Origin of the sequence: Streptococcus oricebi (assembly GCF_017883985.1) — a bacterium.
GTDB classification, from domain to species: domain Bacteria; phylum Bacillota; class Bacilli; order Lactobacillales; family Streptococcaceae; genus Streptococcus; species Streptococcus oricebi.
Genome location: NZ_PRDG01000003.1, coordinates 227,418 through 249,496, shown reverse-complemented (window position 1 = coordinate 249,496; position 22,079 = coordinate 227,418). Strand labels below are relative to the sequence as shown.

The following is a 22,079-nucleotide window of genomic DNA, read 5'->3' as shown; positions in this document are numbered from 1 at the left end:
CTGGGCTTTTATGCTGATTTTCTTATAGTTTTTAAGTATATTGAGGTTCTAAAAAATCCTGGTAGACACAGAGACTAACAGCAGCCTGGGCAATATTGAGGCTGGAGTAGGGTTTGATGGCAATCTGGGTCTCTTTTTGTTTGGGAAAGAGTTGGCTAAAGTCCTGGAGTTGCTTTTGGACCTGGTCAGCGATAATCGGGTAGGAAAAGATTTCCCCATCAAGGTAGATTCGTTCGCAATCAATGAGCTGACAGAGGTTGGAAATGGAAATGCTGAGATATTTGCAGGCCGTATTGATAAGCTCGATACTGCCCAAGTCTCCTAGTTGATAGGCGGTAAGAAGGGTACTGAGGTTGATATCCTTGGAATCGGCAACCAGGGTCCTTAAGAGGGAGATACGGGAGGAGTGGTAGAGAATGGTGGCCTTATTGATAAGGGCACTTTCACTAGCGTAGTTTTGTAGGCAGCCATTTTTACCACAAGGACAGCGTTCTCCTTCTGGGTTGATGATGGTATGGCCGACTTCACCGATTAGAAAATTCTCCTGCCCATAAATCTGTCCTTGATACATATAGGAGCAGTGTATCCCACGGGCTACATGGTAGACGATGAAATTACTGTCCTTGGGGTGCTGGCCAAAGAGGCGCTCGGCCAAGGTCAGGCAGTGGGACTTGTTGCCGAAGTAGACAGGGATAGAAAAGGCCTCCCTGATGGTCTGGAGATTGATATTATCCCAGTGGGGGTTGTTGGCGATAATGGTCTCTGTCTGCTCCAGCTGGACATGGCCTGGTAGGGCTAGGGCCAGGGAGGAGACGGGATAGCGCCGATGTTTTTTTAGGAAGTCCTTGATCAGCTGGATGATCTCGCTATCACTAGGGCCGCCCCCTTTTTCAAGCTCATAGGGGGTCCACTTGCTGGCTAGGACCTGACCTAAATTATCAGCGATGACCAAGGCTAGATATTTCTCTGAGATTTCAAAGCCTAGATAGTAGACCTGCTTGGGAGCAATGTCTAGTAGGGTTTTCTTGCGGCCGACGGTTTCGTCGTTTAGTTCGCCCAATTCTAAGACCAGACCCTCCTTGATTAGCTCATTGATGGTGCTGCCAGTCGTGGCTGGGGTAATCTGAGTTTCTTTGGAAATATCAATGCGCGACAGGGGTCTTTTGGCATAGAGTTGATCCAAAATTGTCGCCCGAATTTGGGCTTGTTTTTTTGTTAATACCATAAACTTTCTCCTTGCTGTCATATTATCAAAAAATAATTAAAAAGACAAGATGAAAGCGTTGACATTTCCTTGGAAAGCCGATATAATATTTATAGAATATTAACAATAACTTAATTATAATAATTTTTTTGCTTTTTTGTTTACATATTGCAAATAATATATATTTGTAATGGCCGATTGCTAGAAGTAAGTGAGGTGCCTATGGAAACCAAGGAAATTATGTTGGTCTGTGCAGCGGGGATGAGTACCAGTCTAATGGTTACCAAGATGCAAAATGCCGCCCAAGAAAGAGATTTGGCAGCTAAAATCTTTGCTGTTCCTGTGCCAGAAGCCAAGGAATATCTGGCCCAACATTCAGTAGATGTCCTATTATTAGGACCGCAGGTTCGTTATTTGTTAGACGGTTTTAAGGAAGACTACCCAGAAATTCCAGCTGAGGTTATTCCCATGACCGACTATGGCATGATGAAGGGGGACAAGGTTTTAGACCTAGCAGTGTCCTTGATGAACGGGTAGCACAATGGCAGAAGAAGCAAGTTTAGAAGTTGCAATGACCCTAATTATGTATGGAGGAGAAGCCAAGTCCTGTGCGCTTGAGGCGATTTCTGCTGCTAAAAAGCAAGACTTTAAGCAGGCAAAAGAAAAGTTGGCCCAGGCTCAAGAGGCCTTGTTGTCTGCCCACCATGCACAGATGGAGATGTTAAGTAAGGAGGCTCGCGGCGAAAAGACAGACTATAGTTTATTTATGGTGCATGGGCAGGATCACCTCATGACCAGTATTGCCTTCCTTGATTTGGCCAAGGAAATTGTGGAATTATATCAGAAGATAGATAAATAAGGAGAGACGCATTATGAGTAGTTTTGTTGACAAATGGCAGGCTAGACTCATGCCGATTGCAAACAAGGTCGGTAATCAAAAGTTTCTAGTCGCCCTGCGTGATTCTTTCATCGGGACCATGCCTGTTATTATGACTGGTTCCTTTGCCCTGATGTTAAATGCCTTTCTATCGGACCTCCCCCTGCAATTTGGCTGGAAGGGTGTCGTGTCAACCTTCCAATGGCTGATTGATATTAACTACCTAGTATTTAAGGGAAGTATTCCGATTGTTGTCCTGCTCTTCCTCTTTACCTTTGGGGTCAATATCGCTAAGATTTATAATACAGATAAAATTTCGGCCGGTCTGGTTGCGGTGGCCTCCTATGTGATTACAATTGGGGGTTCTATCAGCAAGACCTTTGAATTGGCTGCTAAGACTCCAGGGCTCAGTAAGGCTATCGGAAAAATACAGGAGCTTGAGCTATCCGGAAAAAATTTGACGGTGACCTTAAATGGAGTCCTACCTGGTGATCAGATTAGTGCTCGGGGTTATTTTACCGCCATTATTATCGGCTTTATTTCAGTAATTATCTTTTGTAAGGTCATGAATCGCAACTGGACCATTAAGCTGCCTGACTCTGTACCACCAGCTATCATGAAACCCTTCTTGTCCATTATTCCAGCGGCTATCGCCATGTATGTGGTAGGGATTGCTACCTACATCTTCAATTCGGTGACAGGTGAGCTGATGATTGACTGGATTTACAAGGTGCTCCAGGCCCCTCTTCTTGGCCTATCACAAAGTTTCTGGGCAGTGCTCTTGATTGTCTTTTTGAATAAGATTTTCTGGTTCTTTGGCCTTCATGGAGGAAATGTATTGGCTCCAGTCATGGCCAGCCTCTTTGGTGTGACCATGCTAGCTAACCTGGAAGCCTATCAGGCTGGTCAGGCCATTCCTTATATGTGGACAGACAATTCCTTTGGAGCCTTTGTTTGGTTTGATGCGATTGGGGTAGCCATTGCAATCCTATGGCAAGCTCGCAACAAACACTATCGCGAAGTAGCCAAACTCGGAATCTTCCCTATGGTCTTTAATATTGGGGAGCCAGTGATGTATGGTTTGCCAATCGTTCTCAATCCAATCATGTTTATCCCTTATGTATTGACACCGATGGTCATGGTTACTGTTGCCTATTTCGCTACCTCCCTAGGCTTGGTTGCTCCGGTGACACAAAATGTAACCTGGGTAATGCCGCCAATCCTCTATGGCTTTTTCGCAACAGCCTTTGACTGGCGGGCCATTATTCTATCTCTAGTCAATATCGCTATTTCAACCTTTATCTATCTACCATTTGTCAAATTGGCAGATAAGCAGGAGGAATTATAGAGAATGACAAGATTTGAAATTCGTGACGACTTCTATCTAGATGGACAGGTTTTTAAAATCCTATCTGGAGCTATTCAGTACTTTCGTTTGCACCCCAGCCAGTGGCGGGAAACTCTGCATAATCTAAAGGCTTTGGGTTTCAATACGGTGGAAACCTACATTCCTTGGAGCCTGCATGAGCCGGCCCAAGGGCAGTTTACAAGTCAAGGAATGCTGGACTTTGAAGCCTATTTTGACTTGGTTCAAGAGATGGGCCTCCATTTAATCGTCCGTCCTAGCCCTTATATCTGCGCGGAGTTTGACTTTGGAGGTATGCCTCCTTGGTTGCTGACCTATCCAGAGATGCGCTATCGGGTGGATCATCCTCTATTTCTGGAAAAAGTAGCCCACTTTTATGACTGGCTCTTTCCCAAACTTCTGCCCTACCAGTCCAGTCAGGGTGGTCCAATTCTCATGATGCAGGTGGAAAATGAGTATGGCTCCTATGCTGAGGACAAGGCCTATATGCGCAAGATTGCCCAGATGATGCGGGATCGAGGGGTTGAAGTTCCCCTCTTCACTTCAGATGGTACCTGGATTGAGGCCTTGGAGGCAGGGACCTTGATTGAGGACGACATCTTTGTAACGGGGAATTTTGGCTCCCAGGCCAAGGAAAATACGGATAATCTGCGAGCCTTTATGGCTAGACATGGCAAAAAATGGCCCCTTATGTGTACCGAATTTTGGGACGGTTGGTTTAACCGCTGGTCTGAGCCAATCGTTCGCAGGGAGGCCGAGGACTTGGCAAGCGATGTCAAGGAAATGTTACAAATTGGCAGCATGAACCTCTTTCTACTAAGGGGAGGGACTAACTTTGGTTTTATCAATGGCTGTTCCGCTCGGAAGACCAAGGACTTGCCCCAAGTGACCTCCTATGACTTTGATGCCCCCATCAATGAATGGGGCCAGCCAACTGAAAAGTACTATGCTGTTCAAAGGGTGGTTCATGAGCTCTTCCCAGACTTGGAGCAGATGGAGCCGATTACTCGTAAGGCCAAGGCTTATGGTAGCTTCCCGCTAGCGGGCACTGCCAATCTGCTGGAAGTCGCTCCGGTAATTACCGAGGAGATTTACGCTGACTATCCTCAGGCCATGGAAAAAATTGGTCAAAATCACGGCTACATCCTCTACCGCTCTGATATTAAAAATCAGTATCATGAAGAACGCCTCAAGGCCTTAGAAACTCATGACCGCTGCCAATTTTATATCAACCAAGAACACTTGGCTACCCAGTATCGGGAGGAGATAGGAGATGAACTGCTCTTTTCTGCTGATACGGAGAAGGTGCAGATTGATGTCCTGGTTGAGAATCTGGGCCGGGTCAACTACGGTTATAAGTTGGGGGCTCCTAGCCAGTCCAAGGGCGTTAAAGGGGGCATCATGATTAACCACCAGTTCCGTAAGGGCTGGAAGCACTATGCGCTCAAGTTTGATGCGGCCATGTTGGAGAAGATTCCTTTTGATAGTCCATCTACAAGGCCCAGCCAGGCTCCAAGTTTCTATCAATTCAAGGTTAGATTGACAGAACTTGCAGATACCTTTATTGATTGCTCGGCCTATGGCAAGGGCTGTATCAGTGTCAATGGTTTTAACCTGGGCCGTTATTGGCAGGAGGGGCCGATTCAATACCTTTATGTTCCATCTGGGCTCTTGCAGGAGGAAAATGAATTTATCGTCTTTGAAACGGAGAATGTGGCCATTGACTGCTTGACCTTGGTCGATCAGCCTGTCTTTAAAGATGAGGAGGAACTATGAAGTATCTAAATCTTGGAACTCAATTATCGCAGGCCAGTCAGCTGGTTTTGGGCTGTATGCGGATGGCGGATTGCTCCCCAGAGGAGGTTGTGGCTGTTTTGCAAGGCACTCAAGAGCTAGGGATTAACTTTTATGACCATTCAGATGTCTATGCAGCTGGCCAGGCTGAGTCTAGCTTTGCTCGGGGCTTGAGAGAGGCTAAGATTTCTCGGGATAAGGTTCTTATCCAGTCCAAGTGTGGCCTACGAGATGTCTACACCAACTATCATTTTGATTTTTCTAGGGATTACATTATAAGCTCGGTAGAGGCTAGCTTGAAGCGTTTGGAGACGGACTATTTAGATGTCTTGCTCCTCCACCGCCCGGATGCCTTGGTTGAGCCTGAGGAGGTAGGAGAGGCTTTTGAAAGTCTGCATCAAGCGGGCAAGGTCCGCTATTTTGGGGTCAGCAATCAAAATCCTTACCAGATTGAACTCCTACAAAAGAGTGTCAAGCAGCCCCTCATCATCAACCAGCTTCAGTTTGGGCCAGCCCATACTCCCATGCTCGATCAAGGCCTGAATGCCAATATGCTTAATTCCTTTGCGGTCAATCGAGACGGAGGCGTTTTAGACTACTGCCGGCTCCACAATATTACGATTCAGCCTTGGTCGCCTTTTCAGGTTGACTTGAGCCAGGGGCTCTTTATCAAACACCCCAAGTATAGTCAATTAACTAAAAAACTAGAGGAAGTTGCGGCTGACTATGGAGTTAGTTTGGAGGCCATGGTGATTGCTTGGATTTTGCGGCACCCAGCCAAGATGCAGCCTATTATTGGTAGTATGAATCCGAAACGGATTGCTTCTATGGCTCAGGCTTTTGAAATTCAATTGTCTAGGGCCGATTGGTATCAAATCTATAAGAGTGCCGGCAATCCCTTGCCTTGATGATTTAAGAACTGATAAGCGCACAGACAGTGCTGGGCAAGGATTTGCCCATTTTAAAGGGGAACAAAGGAATCAGTTAAGAATTTTGTCAATCTCAAAGCTCTCGTATCTTTCAATAGGAGGATGGTATGAATAAAAAGACAATGTTTGATTTTTCTTCTAAGAAGTTTGCTGCCAAGTCTTATGGTGGCTCACTCTTGGTTTGTGCTTCTCTCTTGTCTCTTTTAACAATCGGGGTTTCTAGTGTTAAGGCAGATGAGAAAGCGAACCCTAGCGACGTCACCACTACAGTAGTTGATAAGGCCTCGCCAGAAGAGGCTAACCCTGAGGCGGTTACTGAAAGCACTAGTCCCGTGGAAGAAAAGGCTAGTCCAGTAGCTGAAAGTCCTAGCAGTCAAGTCCTAGCTAGTGCTCCTCTAGACAGTAGTCAGGTCATGTCTGAGGCTGAAAAACAAAGGGCTATCGCCCAAATGGGGGCCAACCAAGGAGATGTCTGGGTCTGGTCTAGCGAAAACCAGGTTCCAGATGAAAAGCGTGGTCCTAATGGCGGTCCTGGTCAATTTAATGCTGGGGCAGTAGTTCTGGGTGGTCGTCCGAATTTTGACCCGGCGGCGGATTGGTATTATCTGGCATATAAACACGATGGAATGACTGATGAGCAAGCCCTGGCTGATTTCAACAAGGAACGGGGCAAATGGATGGACGAATTTGACCCTTGGGGCGTTGTGCTGGAGATGAGCGACAACAAAGCTACAAATGCTTGGGCTGATGTCCGCAATATGCAGGCTTTTGTCTTGCGGCAAGATTCCAACACCTGGGACAAGATTATGGACCATCCCGAAGCAGTGAACTGGGTTGCTCAATTTAAGGGGAATATGAATACTTTTGTTAAAGAAGGAGAGAATGAGCCCATTGCGGGTGGTGGGACTGCGATTGAAGTCTTGCCCAAACAGGACCGAGTTGCCCACTGGGGCTCTAACCAAGTTACTAATATTCAAAATCCGCAAACGATTCGGGCAGTCCTGGTTTCGGTGGAAGCCCGCATTTCTGAAAAGTCTGATCCAGAAGCTAAGTTGGGTATCCAGGTCGGAGGCGACTGGAAATTTACCAATGAAACCATTCATCCAGCCTGGTATCCAGGTGCTGGTCTAGCAGGTATTCAACGCCTAACCAAGGACTGGGCTCGTTACTATTTTGTAAGTATTACAGGGGTTCAAGATGCCATTGAAGAACGGGGGATTTCGAAAGAAGCCTTCCTCAATAGTGTGGTTCCTCTGGCTGACATGGTGGCAGATCCTGGTCAGCAGGGACAAGATTCCCTTCCAAATCCTAACAAGCCTAGTCAGGACCAGAATCATCCAGCAGGAGCGAGCTTGAGCCAGTTGGCTAATCAAAAGCAGGCAGAAGAAAAGGCTCCAGCTACTGGCCGGCTAGCAAGCCAAACCTTACCCCAAACAGGAACAAGGGAAAATAGCCTGGCAGGTCTAGCAGGCTTGGCCTTGTTTATCCTTGGTTTTGCTTGGTTGCGGCGACAAAAAAGAAATTAACTTTTACAAAAGAAGTTTCTTTCCCTCAGCAAATCCGCTTGATTAAACAAAGAAAAGTTGGAAGTTTTTGTCTTCCAACTTTTTTGTCTATCTTAATCTGCCTTGATGACGCTAACGCCTCCCATATAGGGGCGGAGGACTTCTGGAATGGTAACAGACCCGTCTTCATTTTGATAGTTTTCAAGAATGGCTGCGACTGTCCGGCCAACGGCCAGACCAGACCCGTTCAAGGTATGGGCTAGTTTTACCTTGCCATCGGCCTCGTCCCGATAGCGAATTTGAGCCCGCCTTGCTTGGAAGTCTTCGGTATTAGAGCAGCTAGAGATTTCCCGATAGGTGTTTTGGGCTGGAATCCAGACCTCCAAATCATAGGTCTTAGCGGCAGAAAAGCCCATGTCACCAGTTGACAAGGCTAGAACTCGGTAAGGGAGTCCCAGCTTTTGCAGGATATTTTCAGCATTGGCGGTCATCTTTTCCAATTCTGCGTAAGATTCTTCGGCTTTGGCAAATTTAACCATTTCCACCTTGTGGAATTGGTGCAGGCGAATGAGACCACGAGTATCGCGGCCAGCAGAGCCTGCCTCTGAACGGAAAGAAGGACTCATAGCTGTAAAGTAGATAGGTAGATCCTTGCCGTCAATAATTTCATCCCGATAGTAGTTGGTTAGGGGGACCTCGGCGGTTGGAATTAAGACAAAGTTTGTATCAGCCAGCTCAAAGGTATCTTCTTTGAATTTTGGATATTGGCCAGTTCCAAACATGGAGTCATGGTTCACCATATAAGGAGGGATCACCTCTGTATAGCCTTCCTTGGCATGCTCATCTAGCATGAAGTTATAGAGGGCCCGCTCTAGTCGAGCACCCAAGCCCTTATAGAAAAGAAAGCGTGCACCAGTGACCTTGGCACCATGTTCCCAGTCTAGAATATCCAAGTCCTCACCCAGGTCCCAGTGGGCCTTGATGTCAAAGTCAAAGGCGCGTGGTTGGCCCCAGCGTCTAATTTCGACATTATCCTCTTCATCAGCACCGACAGGAACGCTGTCGTGGGGAATATTGGGAAGGGTAGTGGTAAATTCAGTTAGTTTGGCGTCTAGTTCAGCCAGTTCACCATCTAGGGCCTTGACTTCGGCAGCCAACTTTTGCATGGCAGCGATTTTTTCGTCAGCATTTTCTTTATTTCGCTTGGCCTGGGCAATTTCAGCCGAAACTGTATTGCGCTCCGCCTTGAGTTGCTCAACCTTGACTAGCAAGTCACGGCGTTTGGCATCAATGTCCTTCATTTCATTCAGTACACTAGCCTCAACGCCTCTAGTCGCCAATTTTTTAGCAACCCCTTCAAAGTCAGTCCGTATTCTTTTTAAATCTAACATAGCCTTCTCCTTTTTATCAAAAATGAAAGCACCCCTATTGATTGTTGGAGCGTCTAACAAACGCGGTCCCATCCAACTTCACAGGAGTGCACTTAATTATTTATCTAGTTGTAATTAACGGTAGAATTTCAATTTTTCACCCTATCTGCTCGCAGCAACCGCAGACTTTCTGACAAGAGTTCCAAATCTACTTATCCGTTGCTATGATTATACCCTACTTAGGCTTTTTTTGCAAATAAATTTTTAAAAAAGCGTCCAATCATTTGGAGGAGGGTTGGTAGCTTAACCACCTTTTCATTGCCGACATGTTCTCTCGCGATTTTTAAAATCTTGCCAGCGTCCTTGGAGGCAAAGAGAAAGCGCCCTTTGTCCGTGTAAATTTCAAAATGCCGACTAATTTTCTTGCCCGAGACGTTGGCCCCGATTTTTTCGATGCTAATCCAGGGGATTTGCACATAGTCTTCGACGTTTCTGTCGGCGTAAAATTCGATTGCGCGATCTCCCAATAGAAATTTACCAACCTTATTTCCCAGTCCCAGATAGGAAACGCCGGTCGTTTGAAATTCAACTTTTTTATTTTGCGATTGTGCCATAACTAGCTCCTTACTCTCATTGACCCTATTATACCATAATAAAAAGAAGGCCGAAACCTTCTTTTGTTTTTACATGAGACCAGCCACGTGAGCTAGGATACCCACGATGAAGAGTCCGATAATGATTGTAATTGGTGAAACTTTTTTCTTTAGCAACCACATGCAGAGGAAGGTGAGTAATAGGCCCATTAAACCTGGAATAAGTGAGTCCAAGTTTTGTTGGAAACTAGTAACCTTTTGCGGTGTTTGTGAAAGCCCCTCTCCGACTTGCTTGAAAGCTTCTTGGATACCTTTAGCTCCATCTGGAAGCTTGTCCCAGTGGATGTAGGCTTTCTCATCTAATTGTACACTAGACACGTTAAAGACAAACTTGATTGATACCCAGCGTTCAACTAGGACTGCTAGGATAAACATTCCCAGGATAGAAGCCCCTTTAGTAATATCTTGAAGGATACCACCGGACATATCTTTGGTAATTTCAGAACCAGCCTTGTAACCAATTTCCTGAGTGTACCAGAGGAAGCCCATCCGGATAGCATTCCAAAGAACGAAGAAGAGAATTGGACCAAGGATATTACCGTTTTGTGCCAGGGAAGCCCCAAGAGCCCCAAGGATTGGACGAACAGTGAACCAGAAGACAGGGTCACCGATACCGGCAAGAGGTCCCATCATTCCGATTTTAACCCCTTGGATAGCAGCATCATCAATATCTGCCCCGTTGGCTTTTTCTTCTTCCAGAGCCAAGGTAACCCCCATAATAGGAGCTGCTACATAAGGGTGGGTGTTGAAGAATTCTAGGTGGCGCTCAAGAGCAGCAGCTTGATCTTCTTTACTAGTGTAGAGTTTTTTGATGGCTGGGATAAGTGAGTAGGCCCAACCCAAGTTTTGCATCCGCTCATAGTTCCAAGAACCTTGCAAGAAAGTGGAACGTAGCCAAACCTTTTGACGGTCTGCTTTACTTAATTGAATTTTTTCAGTCATGATAGAGTCCCCTTTCTTAATAGTCTTCTAGAATATCGCCGATTGGATCATTAGATGTGGCACCGCCGCCACCACCATTGCCGCCTTTTTTAGAAAGGTTGAGGTAGATAAGAGCGATAGCGACACCAATAGCACCAAAGGCAATCAAAGTAAGGTCAGTTACAGCAGCAAGGGCGAAACCGATAGCAAAGAAAGGCCATACTTCGCGGGTTGCCATCATATTGATAACCATAGCGTAACCAACGGCTACAACCATACCCCCACCGATAGCCATACCGTCAGATAGCCAAGCTGGCATAGCTTCAAGAGCTGCTTGAACAGCAGAAGTTGGGACCATTAAGAGAAGGGCTGCAGGAACGGCAATCCGCAGACCTTGAAGGAGAAGGGCGATAAAGTGAGCACGCTCAACTCCTCGGATATTTCCATTTTTAGCAGCAGCATCAGCAGTATGGACCAGACCAACTGACAGGGTCCGGACAATCATAGTGAGGAAGAGACCAGCAACCGCAAGAGGAATAGCGACACCTTGAGCGACTGAAATTCCTTTGGCTGTAAAGTCGCCACCCTTGACTAAGATGATGGCAGCAGCGACAGAAGCAAGAGCAGCATCGGGCGCTACGGCAGCCCCGATATTAGCCCAACCTAGAGCAATCATTTGGAGGGAACCACCCAGCATGATACCCGCTGTGAGGTTACCAGTTACCAGACCAATCAAGGTACAAGCAACGAGTGGTTGGTGAAATTGCCACTGGTCCAAAATTCCTTCAAGACCAGCAAGAAAGGCAACAAAAACCACTAAAACAATAGAGATAATTGACATGTTTCAATCCTTTCATAAGATACGAGAGCGTGTAAAAAGCAAGAGAAAAATAGGAGATTGACGCTGTGTGCTCGCACACAAGGAAATCTATCTTTTTTCCGCAGCTTTTAGCTCGAGTTCAATTAAATAAGATACAAAGCCCGTTAAGAAAACGAAGAAAAAATAGGGAATACGACGACGGAGCCCTAGCTCCTAGGAGTATTTATCTTTTTTTCAAAGTTTTTGGGGCGTGTTCAATTCATAAGATACAAAGGGCGTTAAGAAATCCGTATAAAAATAGGCGGCCGAACTGGACTTGCTTGCAAGTCCCTAGTGAGACCCCTGCAAGGCTGACTAGACTGGTGACAAGTCACTTGGTGACGCCGACAACTGGCAGTCAGCTACTGCGTTTAGATATTCACCAGTTTTTAGCTTGCGAACTTTTTACTAGGATTTTAGGGCGTGTTCAATTAACAAGATACAAAGCCCCTTGGCAGACGCAATCAATATCTGGAGGTAAACCTCCTTGCTACTGAACGAAAATTTCGATGAAAATTTTCTATGCTCGGCGCTAGCTTAAGTATCGTTTATCTAGAGAGCACGAGGCTCATTTTTTATTGAACGTTAGCTTTTTTAATTAAGTCAAACAAATCTTTCTTGGAGTCATTTGGCACTTTACGGACGTCAAATTCAACTCCTAGATCGCGCATTTTCTCAAATGTAGCAACGTCTTCCTTGTCCATAGACAGAACGTTGTTGACCATAGTTTTCCCAGTTGAGTGAGCCATGGAGCCAACATTGAGGGTCTTGATTTCTACTCCCCCTTCAATGGCTCTGAGAGCGTCTTGAGGAGTTTCAAACAAGATGAGGGCATGAGTGTTTCCGAAACGAGGGTCCTTAGAAACAGCGATTAGTTTGTCGATTGGGACAACATTAGCCTTGACATTTCCTGGTGCCGCTTGTTTGATTAGTTCCTTACGTAGTTCATCTTGAGAAACTGAGTCAGAAGCAACGATAATCCGATCTGCCTTAGAATCAGGCGTCCAGGCAGTTGCGACTTGACCATGTAGGAGCCGGGTATCCAGACGAGCAAGATTGATTTTCAACTTGCCGTCGCCAATGACAGTTCCCTCTGGGATAGCAGCTTGGCTCACAGGGGCAGCAGCTGCTGCAGGCGCTGTTTCGTCCGCAGGATTTAACTCCTCTGGCAGGGCCTTGACCCCTTCTTTGGCTTCCTTAATAATGTTTGCAACAACAGCATCAACACCTGCTGTGGCATCCATCATTCTTTCTGTATAGGCTTGAATCAGCATAGGTAGATTCAAGCCGGTAATAATGGCGAATTTGCGCTCAGGGTTTTCGCCCATGACACGACTAGCCTGGTTGAAGGGAGAGCCACTCCACAAGTCAGCCAAGACTAAAACTTCGTCTTCTGCGTCAAAAGCAGCCACAGCGTCATTGAATTTGGCATAGAGATCATCAGGTCCTTCATTCGGCATAAAAGTTACAACTTGAACTTTTTCTTGTTCGCCAAAAATCATGGATCCTGATTGATGAATACCAGCGGCAAATTCACCATGGCTTGCAATAATGATTCCGATACTCATTATTGACATTCCTCCTTTTTTATTGTTTGGCTTAATTTTAAGTAAAATTTAAGACTATCTTATTATAAAACGTTTTCATGAAAAAATCAAGTCCGCTATCAGAAAAAAGCAAAAACCTTCAAAAAATAGCAAAACAAAAAGCCCAATCATAGGACTGGGCTTCAATCAAGATAAGGTTAATAAGTATGGCACTAATTTTTATTAACTATACTTCATTATACCATAAATCTAGAAAATTTCAAGTAAAATTTTCAAATATGAGAATATTCGTCTAGGTTATAGACGTCCTCCAAGTGACTAGGAGACTAGTGGCCCTGGCTAAAGTCGAGTACCATCCGGCCTTGAATTTGCCCTGCGGCCATTTCATCAAAGATAGCAGTGGCATCCTCGATAGGTCGTTTTTGAACGACTGGAACAACCAGACCTTCAGCTCCAAACTGGAAGGCTTCTTCTAGATCTTTACGAGTACCGACCAGAGAACCGATGACCTGGATACCATCTAGAACGGTCTTGACGATACTTAACTCCATCATTTCAGATGGTAGGCCGACAGCAACCACACGACCACCAGCACGAACGCTATCCACTGCTTGATTGAAAGCAACCTTGGAGACGGCAGTCACCACAGCAGAGTGGGCACCCCCTGTCTTTTCTTGAATCAGACCTGGAACATCCTCAACTTCTTGGGCATTGATGACCAAGTCGGCTCCCACTTCCTTGGCTAAGTCCAGTTTATCCTGATTGATGTCAACAGCGACAACATGGGCATTAAAGACCTTTTTAGCGTATTGGACAGCCAGATTACCAAGTCCTCCTGCCCCATAGATAACAATCCATTGGCCAGGTTGGGCCTGGGCCTCCTTAATGGCCTTGTAGGTGGTTACACCAGCGCAGGTAATAGAAGAAGCCTGGGCTGGGTCTAGCTGGTCAGGGACCTTGACTGCATAGTCTGCGGTAACGATACACTCTTCGGCCATGCCTCCATCGACAGAGTAGCCGGCGTTTTTCACAGAGCGACAGAGAGTCTCGCGGCCGGTCGTACAGTATTCGCAGTGGCCACAGCCCTCAAAAAACCAGGCCACGCTGACCCGATCTCCTAGCTTGAGACTCTTGACATCGGGAGCTAGTTCCTTGACGATTCCAATTCCTTCATGTCCCAGAGTTCGGCCAGGAACCTGACCGAAATCACCATGGGCAACATGGAGGTCGGTATGACAGACGCCACAATATTCGATTTGGACTAGGGCTTCTCCACTTTCCAGGGGTCGAATGTCCTTGTCCACTAGTTCTACACCAGAACTTTGAGGATTAACAACAACAGCTTTCATAGCTAGTTCCTCCTAAGTATTTTAATGATTTTAATTATGTTAATTATATCACAAACTTTCGGTCATTACAAGCGCTTACAGAAAAGTCTCTGAAAATATAATTAACTAGTTAAACAAAAATCAGAACCTTGAAAAGCCTGTTAAATCAAGCTTTTTGGAAGTCGATAACTGGAGTGGATAGACAAAAAAATCGAACCCTAACAGAGTTCGATAAACTGTCTATTTTTATAGGAAGAGATTTTCTAATTCATGGGCTACCCCATCTTGGTCATTGGTCAGACTTAACTGCCTATCAGCATGGGGCAAGAGTTCAGGATTGGCATTTTTCATGGCATAGCCTAGGCCTGCAAAGTCTAGCATCTCTGTATCGTTTTGTTCATCCCCAAAGGCAATCAAATCCTGGCGACTGAGATTGAGACTATTTAAGAGGTAGTTGAGGGCAAAGGCCTTGTTGACTCCCTTATGGGAGCACTCTAGAATGTTGAGCGGGCCACCCCAGGTATTGATGGCCAATTCTTCTTGGTAGAAGGCCCTTAAATCCTCAGCCAGGGCATACTTATCATGGACCCTGGTTTGGAGCAGAATAGCATTGGGGTCCTTGGTGACTAGGTGAGACTGAAAGCGGTGCTCAGGAACAAAAGACTCCATGCCGAAGAGTTTGGGGTCGGCTACTTTTTCATTGGGATTGGTGATATAAAACTTTTTGCGATATTCACCGGCCACAAAGTCGGCCTCAATCTCTTCTTCTCGCTTGACCATATCTAGTAAATAGGCCTTGTCTAGGGTGACAGACTGTTCAAATTTCCAGTTTTTTCCAGGGATATGGGTCAGGGAGCCATTGAAGTTAATCATGGGAGTATGGAGCTCTAATTCCTGATAAAATTCCAGAGCCATCCGGTAGGGGCGGCCAGTGGTGATGACAACCTTATGGCCTTTTTGACTAATTTTTTTAATGGTTTCCTTAGTAAAGTCGGAGAGCTGGCTATCAGAATTTAGCAGGGTTCCGTCTAAGTCTAAGGCGATTACTTTTTTTGTCATGTCAACCTCTTTCCTATGGTTTCGTGCTTTCTATTATAACAGAATTCAGCTTAAATGCACAAGTAAAGCCGGCCCTTGTCCCCAAAGAAGACTGATTCCATCCAGGCAACTCTAGCTAGGCCTGGTAAAAGGTCTGGGTTTAGACTAAGATTTTATTGCTTCCTTTTTTCGGTACTTGGTGTCAAAAAGGTATAAGAGAATAAAAAGATAAGAAGCATAGCTTGAAAAAGTGAATGTTTTTTATTATAATCATACTATCGTTCGTAAATTCTTTTAAAAACGGACTTTAAATGAGAAATGAGGAGATTTTTATCCAAAATGAACAAACTATTTAAGCTTGAGGAGAATGGCACCAACCTGCGGACAGAGATTTTGGCAGGTCTGACCACCTTTTTTGCCATGAGTTACATTCTCTTTGTTAATCCGGAAATGCTGAGTCAGACAGGCATGCCGGCCCAGGGAGTCTTTTTGGCAACCATTATTGGTACAGTAGCTGGAACGCTGATGATGGCCTTTTATGCCAATATTCCCTATGCGCAGGCGCCAGGTATGGGGCTCAATGCTTTCTTCACTTATACAGTCGTCTTTGCCCTAGGCTATAGTTGGCAGGAGGCGCTAGCCATGGTCTTTCTCTGTGGGATTATCAGTATCATTGTCACTCTGACCAAGATTCGTAAGGTGATTATCCATGCCATTCCTGAAAGTCTCCAATACGCTATTTCTGGGGGAATCGGGATTTTTCTGGCCTATATCGGGATTAAAAAGGCGGGGCTATTGAAGTTTTCCATCGATCCGGGTACTTATACAGTAGCAGGTAAGGGGGCCGATCAGGCCCAGGCAGCTATTACAGCCAATGGGATGGCTACTCCCGGCTTGGTAGACTTTAATAATCCTGCGGTCTTGGTGGCCCTCTTTGGGATCATCATCACCGTTTTCTTCGTTTTGAAAAAGATTCGGGGAGGGATTATTCTTTCCATCATTGCAACTACTCTCCTAGCTTTGGCAACTGGTGTGGTCAACCTATCTACCATCAATTTTGCCTCTAACAACCTAGGGGCAGCTGTTAAAGATTTGGGCAAGATTTTTGGATCAGCCTTGGGTAGCAAGGGCTTAGGTTCCCTTTTTGCTAATCCTGCCCGCATTCCCGAGGTCTTGTTAGCTATTTTAGCCTTTTCTTTGACAGATATTTTCGATAATATCGGGACCTTGATTTCGACAGGGCGCAAGGCTGGGATTTTCAACATTGCTGACGAAGAAGCGGCCAAGGACTCATCTGGCCTCCAAACCAAGATGGATAAGGCCCTCTTTTCTGATATGGTAGGGACAACGGTTGGTGCCATTGCTGGGACCTCTAATGTGACCACCTATGTGGAAAGTGCTGCTGGGATTGAAGCTGGTGGGCGGACTGGTTTGACTGCCCTAGTTGTGGCCCTTCTCTTTGCCCTTGCTAGCTTGTTTAGCCCCCTCTTAGCCATTGTACCGACTGTGGCGGTGGCCCCTATTTTGATTATTGTAGGAATTATGATGCTGGCCAGCATGCGAAATATCCGCTGGGACGATATGGCAGAAGCTATTCCAGCTTTCTTCACTTCTATTTTTATGGGCTTGAGCTATAGCATTACTCATGGGATTGCTGCTGGTTTTATCTTCTATGCCTTGGTTAAGACCTTTAAAGGCCAGGCCAAGGAAGTCCACCCAATTATCTGGGTTTTAGATGCCCTCTTTATCCTGAATTTTGTTAGTCTAGCCCTGGCCTAGACAAGTGAAAAGCTTTCTGAGGTAAAATTTTAAGAGAAAAGAGCTTGGCTGCCTCCTCTTTCTAAAGGAGGAGCCGGGCTCTTTTTTAGAACTTGAGATTTTCTTCTGGCAAAATTAAGCAGAAAGTAAAAACTTTTGGTATAATATTTCTATGTTTAGTCGTAATGAAGATGAATTGATGGCCTGGGGACGCAAGCTAGCTGAAAAATTAGAGGCTGGTGATGTCCTGGTCTTAACGGGAGATTTAGGAGCTGGAAAAACAACCTTTACCAAGGGCCTGGCCCAAGGTTTGGGGATCGGACAAATGATTAAAAGTCCGACCTATACAATCCTTAGAGAGTATGAGGGACGCTTGCCCCTTTATCACCTGGATGTTTATCGGATTGGGCAGGACCCTGACTCTATTGATTTAGACGACTTCCTCTTTGGTGAGGGAGTGACCGTTATTGAATGGGGGGAGCTACTAGGGGAGAGCCTGCCGGATGATTATCTGCAACTAAACCTCTTGCCCAAAGATGGGGGCAGGGAGCTCCTGTTTGAAGCTCATGGTAGTAGGGCTCAAAAGCTACAGCAAGCGCTGGAAGAAGAGTGATGAAAAGAGAGTTTGAATTAGAGCTAAGAGAAGCTCAAGAGATGGACGCGGCAAGTCTGGTGACCTTTCTCAATCAAGTAGGAAGAGAATCAGACTATATGACCTTGGATGAGGCTGGCATTTTGATGACAGAAGACCAGATGCGAGAGTTTGTTTCTAGGCAAGAAGAGACCGACAACCAGCTCTATCTTGTGGCCTTTTTGGACCAAGAATTAGCCGGAGTCCTCAGTATTACAGCTGACTTTCATGAGCGGATTCGACATATCGGACAAGTCTTTGTTGTTGTGAAAAAAGCTTTTTGGAACCAGGGGCTGGGTCGTATTTTACTGGAAGAGGCTCTTGACTGGGCCAAATCCAGCCAGATTATTCGTCGTTTAGAGCTCAGTGTCCAAGTCAGAAATGAGAGGGCAGTCCACCTCTATCAGTCACTGGGATTTGAAATTGAAGGGCGCCAAGCCAGAGGGGCCTATCTAAGAGAAGGGGAATTTCTTGATGTTTACCTGATGGGGAAACTAATAGATTGAAATGAAGAATGTTTAAAAAGATTTTATTGATGTTTTTGAGCCTTGTAGGCGTAACTATTCTAGGGGTCGGAGGCTATGCCTGGACCATCTATCAACAGTCAACTGGAGAGTTGGCTAAAACGTATAAGCGTTTGGGAGATGAGACGGATGTTATCTCAGCAACCAAGCCTTTGACCATTCTCTTGATGGGGGTGGATACAGGAAGTGGATCTAGAACCGAGACCTGGACGGGAAATAGTGACAGTATGATTTTGCTGTCGGTCAATCCCAAAACCAAAAAGACAGTCATGATGAGTTTGGAGAGAGATATTCTAACCAAAATCACAGAAAATGGAGAAACGGCCGAAGCCAAGCTCAATTCGGCCTATGCCAATGGAGGCGAAAAGCTAGCGATTTCGACCATTCAGGATTTGATGAATATCCATATTGACCGCTATGTCATGATCAATATGCAGGGCTTGGTCCAGCTGGTAGATGCCGTGGGCGGCATTACGGTTAACAATACTCTAGGTTTTCCTATTTCCATCTCAGCCAATGAGCCAGAATATACCTCAACCGTTGAGCCGGGTGTACAGACCATCAATGGCGATCAGGCCTTGGTCTATGCTCGGATGCGCTATGATGATCCAGAAGGAGACTATGGTCGGCAGAAACGGCAGCGTGAGGTCATCCAAAAGGTTGTTGAAAAGGTCCTGAGCCTCAATAGTGTCAGTCATTATCAGTCTATTCTCAAGGCAGTCAGTGCCAATATGCAGACCAATGTGGAGTTGAGCTCTAGCGAAATCCCTAAACTTTTGGGCTACCAAGATGCCTTTAAAAAGATTGAGAGTAAGCAGTTGCGTGGGGAAGATGCGACTCTGGCAGACGGTGGGAGCTACCAGCTAGTCAAGTCAGACCATCTCCTAGAGATGCAAAATTTGATTCGCAAATCTTTAGGTCTAGAAACGGTGACCGAGCTGAAAACCAATGCTGTTCTTTACGAGGACTTGTATGGCGGCGGGCTAAGTAGCTCAAGTAGTGACAGCTACTCAGCTGATGTCAATGGTTCAAGTAGCTATGGTGCAGATAGCAATCCGACTTATAGTGACCCGGCAAGTGCCAACTATGGCGCTTATAATTATTAGTCGGCTTAAAAATTAAGATAGAAGAAAAGCCAAACTCTTTTAAAAGGGTTTGGCTTTTGGTTTATAGGTCTAAGTCCAAATCTAGGTTAGAATTTTCCCAGATTTCCTGAATCTGGTGGAGGTGACCCTTGGCTTCTTGTTCAAAGACCTTGAGTTTGTACTGGAAGTCCTGACCCAGTTTTTTCATGCTAGCTTCCTGGTCTTCTAGGAAGTTGAGATTTTTTTGAATATTGGCTAGGCTGGCCTGACTTTTTTCGATTAGCTGACCGCTTTCATCAATTTCTGCTAGAATTTTTTCACGATTTTTAACAAGTTGGTAGCTGAGGACTGCTGCCCCAGTAAACCACAAGAGATTTCCAATTTTCATCTTAAGTCCTTTCTAGTTTAGACCTCAGTCTGCTGAATCTTTTCTGCTAGGCTGGCCAATTTTTCAAAATCAGGCTCATGGCTAAGGAAAGAGATTTTTAAGTCATCATCTGCCCCATAGCGAGGTGCCAGGTGGACATGGGCGTGAAAGACGGTTTGCCCGGCAACTTCTTCATTGTTATTGATGATATTCATACCCAAGGCACCGGTAGCCTTCATAATTTTTCGGGCTAGGTCAGGGACCGCTTCAAAGAGCTGACTAGCACTTACAGCATCCATCTCTAGGACATTGCGGACATGCTTTTTAGGGATAAGGAGGGTATGTCCAGGGGTGACTTGGGAAATATCGAGAAAGGCTAGCAGATTTTGGTCCTCATAGACCTTGGCTGCTGGAATTTCTCCGTCTACAATCTTACAAAAAATACAATCTGTCATAAATTACACCTCTTTGGCTGGATTTTGTTATAATATATAATAATAGCTACAAACATTATACCAGAATTGGAGAAAATATGTTAGAAATAAAGGAAGTGACCGGAGGTTATCTGAATATCCCGGTTTTAAGGGATGTTAGCTTTGATGTGCCGGCTGGTCAGTTGGTGGGGCTAATCGGTCTCAATGGAGCGGGAAAGTCCACCACCATCAATGAAATTATCGGTCTCTTGACTCCTTATAAGGGAGAGATTTTACTGGATGGCTTGAAGTTGGCAGATGAGCCATCAGCCTATCGGAAAAAAATTGGTTTTATCCCAGAAACTCCGAGTCTTTACGAGGAGCTAACCCTGAAAGAGCATATTGAGACGGTGGCCATGGCCTATGATATCGAGCAGGAATTGGCCTTTGAGCGAGTGAATAAGCTCTTGAAGCTCTTTCGTCTAGAGGATAAATTGGACTGGTTTCCAGTTCATTTTTCCAAAGGGATGAAGCAGAAGGTCATGATTATCTGTGCCTTTGTCGTGAATCCTAGTCTCTTTATCGTGGATGAGCCCTTTCTGGGTTTGGATCCTGTGGCTATTGCGGACTTGATTGGCCTCTTGGAGGAGGAAAAGGCCAAGGGCAAGGCGATTTTGATGAGTACCCATGTTTTGGACTCGGCCGAGAAAATGTGCGATTCTTTTCTAATCCTCCATCAGGGGCAGATAAGGGCCAAGGGGACCTTGGCAGAACTGCGCCAGCAATTTGCCCTGCCTGATGCTAGTCTCAACGATATCTATCTCACCTTGACAGAAGAGGCTGGACGATGAAGGAATTATTTAAAAAACGCCGGCTCAGCTTTCTTGAGCAGGAAATCAAGTATGCCCGCTATGTCTTCAATGACCATTTCGTCCTCTTTCTCTTGATTTTTATGGGCTTTGTATCGGTTCAGTATAGTCAGCTCCTAAGGAATTTTCCTGAAAATCCCTGGGTAGTTATCCTAGGCCTCCTTTTGTTTTCGGCCTTTATTGTTCCTTGGGGCCGCTTTGCGACCTATCTAGAGCCAGCAGATCGGCAGTTTCTCCTGGTCAAGGAAGAAGAACTCCTCCTTTATTTTAAGGAGCGGGTCAGACGAGCCTATCTCTTTTGGGGGGCTATTCAAACAGGGCTCTTAGTCTTGCTCGCCCCTCTCTTTCTAGCCTTGGGCCTTCCCTTTTGGGGTTTTACCCTCTATGCCTTGCTTTTACTGGGGCTTAAGTACTGGATTTTTCAAAGGAGGAGTCGCTCTTTCATCCAGCAGGGCCGTTTGGCTTGGGAGGCCTTGATTGCCTATGAAGCCAAGCGTAAGCAGGGAATCCTGCGTTTCTTTGCCCTCTTTACCAATGTCAAGGGAATTTCAAACAGCATCAAGAGACGGGCCTATCTGGACTTTTTGACTAGCTTGGTCAAGAAGCAGCACCAGGAGACTTGGACCAACCTTTACTTGCGTTCTTATTTGAGGAATGGAGACTTATTTGCTCTGAGCCTGAGGCTCTTACTCTTATCGCTTTTGCTTTTAATCTTCATTCCCCAGGCCATGGTTGCAGCTAGTTTTACAGTTTTATTTAACTATCTCATGATTTTTCAGCTCTTGGCCCTCTATGAGGCCTTGGATTATCAGTATTTAACCCAGCTCTTTCCCTTGGAGCCAACTCATAAGGTCAAGGGAGTCAAGAAAATTATCAGAGCTCTTGCCTTGCTCAGCCTGGCCTTGGAAAGCTTGTTTGCTCTGCTATTTTTCCAGGAAAAAATTTGGGTCTTAGCAATCTTGGGCCTGAGCCTAGTCTTGGTCTTTTTCTACCTCCCCTTCAAATTGAAGAGATTGGTTGACGAAAAGGGCTAAAACTAGT

General features: G+C 45.6%; 22 protein-coding genes. 12 read left to right on the top strand and 10 right to left on the bottom strand.

Features of this window, described 5'->3' with window-relative positions; all coding sequences use genetic code 11:
- Positions 1 to 31: 31 nt before the first annotated feature.
- Positions 32 to 1,225, bottom strand: coding sequence for an ROK family protein (locus tag C4K46_RS06250; RefSeq protein WP_209628036.1), 1,194 nt, complete (start codon positions 1,223 to 1,225; stop codon positions 32 to 34).
- A 201-nt stretch (positions 1,226 to 1,426) separates the two neighbouring features.
- Between C4K46_RS06250 and C4K46_RS06245 the strand changes: the two genes are divergently transcribed.
- The 6 genes from C4K46_RS06245 to C4K46_RS06220 all read left to right on the top strand — a co-directional run bounded on the left by C4K46_RS06245 (position 1,427) and on the right by C4K46_RS06220 (position 7,696).
- Positions 1,427 to 1,741 (top strand): PTS sugar transporter subunit IIB, encoded by a 315-nt coding sequence (locus C4K46_RS06245; RefSeq protein WP_209628035.1) that lies wholly within the window; start codon positions 1,427 to 1,429, stop codon positions 1,739 to 1,741.
- 4 nt (positions 1,742 to 1,745) lie between these two features.
- Entirely contained in the window at positions 1,746 to 2,063 is a 318-nt protein-coding gene (locus tag C4K46_RS06240; RefSeq protein ID WP_209628034.1) for a PTS sugar transporter subunit IIA, read from the top strand.
- 13 nt (positions 2,064 to 2,076) lie between these two features.
- Positions 2,077 to 3,429, top strand: coding sequence for a PTS sugar transporter subunit IIC (locus tag C4K46_RS06235; protein WP_209628033.1), 1,353 nt, complete (start codon positions 2,077 to 2,079; stop codon positions 3,427 to 3,429).
- A gap of 3 nt (positions 3,430 to 3,432) precedes the next feature.
- The gene (locus C4K46_RS06230; protein ID WP_209628032.1) at positions 3,433 to 5,223 is read left to right on the top strand and encodes a glycoside hydrolase family 35 protein; all 1,791 of its coding nucleotides are present in this window, start codon (positions 3,433 to 3,435) and stop codon (positions 5,221 to 5,223) included.
- Positions 5,220 to 6,149: an aldo/keto reductase gene (locus tag C4K46_RS06225; protein WP_209628031.1), complete on the top strand. Its 930-nt coding sequence runs from the start codon at positions 5,220 to 5,222 to the stop codon at positions 6,147 to 6,149. Before C4K46_RS06230 ends, C4K46_RS06225 begins: the two co-directional genes overlap by 4 nt.
- A gap of 128 nt (positions 6,150 to 6,277) precedes the next feature.
- The gene (locus tag C4K46_RS06220; protein WP_209628030.1) at positions 6,278 to 7,696 is read left to right on the top strand and encodes an LPXTG cell wall anchor domain-containing protein; all 1,419 of its coding nucleotides are present in this window, start codon (positions 6,278 to 6,280) and stop codon (positions 7,694 to 7,696) included.
- A 92-nt stretch (positions 7,697 to 7,788) separates the two neighbouring features.
- Here the strand turns inward: C4K46_RS06220 and serS are convergent, their stop codons facing one another.
- The 7 genes from serS to C4K46_RS06185 all read right to left on the bottom strand — a co-directional run bounded on the left by serS (position 7,789) and on the right by C4K46_RS06185 (position 15,412).
- Complete coding sequence (serS, locus tag C4K46_RS06215; RefSeq protein ID WP_209628029.1) at positions 7,789 to 9,066, bottom strand: serine--tRNA ligase; 1,278 nt, start codon at positions 9,064 to 9,066, stop codon at positions 7,789 to 7,791.
- Between the two features lie 218 nt (positions 9,067 to 9,284).
- Complete coding sequence (locus tag C4K46_RS06210) at positions 9,285 to 9,659, bottom strand: DUF956 family protein (RefSeq protein WP_209628028.1); 375 nt, start codon at positions 9,657 to 9,659, stop codon at positions 9,285 to 9,287.
- Between the two features lie 69 nt (positions 9,660 to 9,728).
- Positions 9,729 to 10,640 carry a PTS system mannose/fructose/sorbose family transporter subunit IID gene (locus tag C4K46_RS06205; RefSeq protein ID WP_209628027.1) on the bottom strand — a complete coding sequence of 304 codons (912 nt, stop codon included), beginning with the start codon at positions 10,638 to 10,640 and terminating at the stop codon, positions 9,729 to 9,731.
- A 16-nt stretch (positions 10,641 to 10,656) separates the two neighbouring features.
- Positions 10,657 to 11,460: a PTS mannose/fructose/sorbose transporter subunit IIC gene (locus tag C4K46_RS06200; RefSeq protein WP_209628026.1), complete on the bottom strand. Its 804-nt coding sequence runs from the start codon at positions 11,458 to 11,460 to the stop codon at positions 10,657 to 10,659.
- Positions 11,461 to 12,053: 593 nt separating this feature from the next.
- Complete coding sequence (locus tag C4K46_RS06195; RefSeq protein ID WP_209628130.1) at positions 12,054 to 13,046, bottom strand: PTS sugar transporter subunit IIB; 993 nt, start codon at positions 13,044 to 13,046, stop codon at positions 12,054 to 12,056.
- Positions 13,047 to 13,351: 305 nt separating this feature from the next.
- Positions 13,352 to 14,374, bottom strand: coding sequence for an alcohol dehydrogenase AdhP (adhP, locus tag C4K46_RS06190; protein WP_209628025.1), 1,023 nt, complete (start codon positions 14,372 to 14,374; stop codon positions 13,352 to 13,354).
- A 225-nt stretch (positions 14,375 to 14,599) separates the two neighbouring features.
- Entirely contained in the window at positions 14,600 to 15,412 is an 813-nt protein-coding gene (locus C4K46_RS06185; RefSeq protein WP_209628024.1) for a Cof-type HAD-IIB family hydrolase, read from the bottom strand.
- A 318-nt stretch (positions 15,413 to 15,730) separates the two neighbouring features.
- On the opposite strand from C4K46_RS06185, the gene C4K46_RS06180 reads away from it, so the two are divergent.
- From C4K46_RS06180 to lytR, 4 genes are all read left to right on the top strand, one after another.
- A complete protein-coding gene (locus tag C4K46_RS06180) occupies positions 15,731 to 17,170 on the top strand; it encodes an NCS2 family permease (RefSeq protein WP_209628023.1) in 1,440 nt (479 codons plus the stop codon).
- A 151-nt stretch (positions 17,171 to 17,321) separates the two neighbouring features.
- Positions 17,322 to 17,762, top strand: a complete 441-nt coding sequence (tsaE, locus tag C4K46_RS06175; protein ID WP_209628022.1) for a tRNA (adenosine(37)-N6)-threonylcarbamoyltransferase complex ATPase subunit type 1 TsaE — start codon at positions 17,322 to 17,324, stop codon at positions 17,760 to 17,762.
- The gene (locus tag C4K46_RS06170) at positions 17,762 to 18,286 is read left to right on the top strand and encodes a GNAT family N-acetyltransferase (RefSeq protein ID WP_209628021.1); all 525 of its coding nucleotides are present in this window, start codon (positions 17,762 to 17,764) and stop codon (positions 18,284 to 18,286) included. The genes tsaE and C4K46_RS06170 overlap by 1 nt, the downstream gene beginning before the upstream one ends.
- 8 nt (positions 18,287 to 18,294) lie before the next feature.
- Entirely contained in the window at positions 18,295 to 19,410 is a 1,116-nt protein-coding gene (gene lytR / locus C4K46_RS06165) for a glycopolymer--peptidoglycan transferase LytR (RefSeq protein WP_209628020.1), read from the top strand.
- 61 nt (positions 19,411 to 19,471) lie between these two features.
- Here the strand turns inward: lytR and C4K46_RS06160 are convergent, their stop codons facing one another.
- Both C4K46_RS06160 and C4K46_RS06155 read right to left on the bottom strand, forming a co-directional pair.
- Positions 19,472 to 19,777 carry a hypothetical protein gene (locus C4K46_RS06160; protein WP_209628019.1) on the bottom strand — a complete coding sequence of 102 codons (306 nt, stop codon included), beginning with the start codon at positions 19,775 to 19,777 and terminating at the stop codon, positions 19,472 to 19,474.
- A gap of 17 nt (positions 19,778 to 19,794) precedes the next feature.
- Complete coding sequence (locus C4K46_RS06155) at positions 19,795 to 20,211, bottom strand: HIT family protein (protein WP_209628018.1); 417 nt, start codon at positions 20,209 to 20,211, stop codon at positions 19,795 to 19,797.
- A gap of 77 nt (positions 20,212 to 20,288) precedes the next feature.
- On the opposite strand from C4K46_RS06155, the gene C4K46_RS06150 reads away from it, so the two are divergent.
- On the top strand, positions 20,289 to 21,020 hold the full coding sequence (locus C4K46_RS06150) for an ABC transporter ATP-binding protein (RefSeq protein WP_209628017.1): 732 nt from the start codon (positions 20,289 to 20,291) through the stop codon (positions 21,018 to 21,020).
- Complete coding sequence (locus C4K46_RS06145; protein ID WP_209628016.1) at positions 21,017 to 22,072, top strand: ABC transporter permease; 1,056 nt, start codon at positions 21,017 to 21,019, stop codon at positions 22,070 to 22,072. Before C4K46_RS06150 ends, C4K46_RS06145 begins: the two co-directional genes overlap by 4 nt.
- Positions 22,073 to 22,079: the final 7 nt, after the last annotated feature.

What these genes read in the sequence shown, in the direction of transcription:
- C4K46_RS06250 (WP_209628036.1), bottom strand. Translation starts at nt 1,225, where the DNA reads ATGGTATTAACAAAAAAACAAGCCCAAATTCGGGCGACAATTTTGGAT.
- C4K46_RS06245 (WP_209628035.1), top strand. Translation starts at nt 1,427, where the DNA reads ATGGAAACCAAGGAAATTATGTTGGTCTGTGCAGCGGGGATGAGTACC.
- C4K46_RS06240 (WP_209628034.1), top strand. Translation starts at nt 1,746, where the DNA reads ATGGCAGAAGAAGCAAGTTTAGAAGTTGCAATGACCCTAATTATGTAT.
- C4K46_RS06235 (WP_209628033.1), top strand. Translation starts at nt 2,077, where the DNA reads ATGAGTAGTTTTGTTGACAAATGGCAGGCTAGACTCATGCCGATTGCA.
- C4K46_RS06230 (WP_209628032.1), top strand. Translation starts at nt 3,433, where the DNA reads ATGACAAGATTTGAAATTCGTGACGACTTCTATCTAGATGGACAGGTT.
- C4K46_RS06225 (WP_209628031.1), top strand. Translation starts at nt 5,220, where the DNA reads ATGAAGTATCTAAATCTTGGAACTCAATTATCGCAGGCCAGTCAGCTG.
- C4K46_RS06220 (WP_209628030.1), top strand. Translation starts at nt 6,278, where the DNA reads ATGAATAAAAAGACAATGTTTGATTTTTCTTCTAAGAAGTTTGCTGCC.
- serS (WP_209628029.1), bottom strand. Translation starts at nt 9,066, where the DNA reads ATGTTAGATTTAAAAAGAATACGGACTGACTTTGAAGGGGTTGCTAAA.
- C4K46_RS06210 (WP_209628028.1), bottom strand. Translation starts at nt 9,659, where the DNA reads ATGGCACAATCGCAAAATAAAAAAGTTGAATTTCAAACGACCGGCGTT.
- C4K46_RS06205 (WP_209628027.1), bottom strand. Translation starts at nt 10,640, where the DNA reads ATGACTGAAAAAATTCAATTAAGTAAAGCAGACCGTCAAAAGGTTTGG.
- C4K46_RS06200 (WP_209628026.1), bottom strand. Translation starts at nt 11,460, where the DNA reads ATGTCAATTATCTCTATTGTTTTAGTGGTTTTTGTTGCCTTTCTTGCT.
- C4K46_RS06195 (WP_209628130.1), bottom strand. Translation starts at nt 13,046, where the DNA reads ATGAGTATCGGAATCATTATTGCAAGCCATGGTGAATTTGCCGCTGGT.
- adhP (WP_209628025.1), bottom strand. Translation starts at nt 14,374, where the DNA reads ATGAAAGCTGTTGTTGTTAATCCTCAAAGTTCTGGTGTAGAACTAGTG.
- C4K46_RS06185 (WP_209628024.1), bottom strand. Translation starts at nt 15,412, where the DNA reads ATGACAAAAAAAGTAATCGCCTTAGACTTAGACGGAACCCTGCTAAAT.
- C4K46_RS06180 (WP_209628023.1), top strand. Translation starts at nt 15,731, where the DNA reads ATGAACAAACTATTTAAGCTTGAGGAGAATGGCACCAACCTGCGGACA.
- tsaE (WP_209628022.1), top strand. Translation starts at nt 17,322, where the DNA reads ATGTTTAGTCGTAATGAAGATGAATTGATGGCCTGGGGACGCAAGCTA.
- C4K46_RS06170 (WP_209628021.1), top strand. Translation starts at nt 17,762, where the DNA reads ATGAAAAGAGAGTTTGAATTAGAGCTAAGAGAAGCTCAAGAGATGGAC.
- lytR (WP_209628020.1), top strand. Translation starts at nt 18,295, where the DNA reads ATGTTTAAAAAGATTTTATTGATGTTTTTGAGCCTTGTAGGCGTAACT.
- C4K46_RS06160 (WP_209628019.1), bottom strand. Translation starts at nt 19,777, where the DNA reads ATGAAAATTGGAAATCTCTTGTGGTTTACTGGGGCAGCAGTCCTCAGC.
- C4K46_RS06155 (WP_209628018.1), bottom strand. Translation starts at nt 20,211, where the DNA reads ATGACAGATTGTATTTTTTGTAAGATTGTAGACGGAGAAATTCCAGCA.
- C4K46_RS06150 (WP_209628017.1), top strand. Translation starts at nt 20,289, where the DNA reads ATGTTAGAAATAAAGGAAGTGACCGGAGGTTATCTGAATATCCCGGTT.
- C4K46_RS06145 (WP_209628016.1), top strand. Translation starts at nt 21,017, where the DNA reads ATGAAGGAATTATTTAAAAAACGCCGGCTCAGCTTTCTTGAGCAGGAA.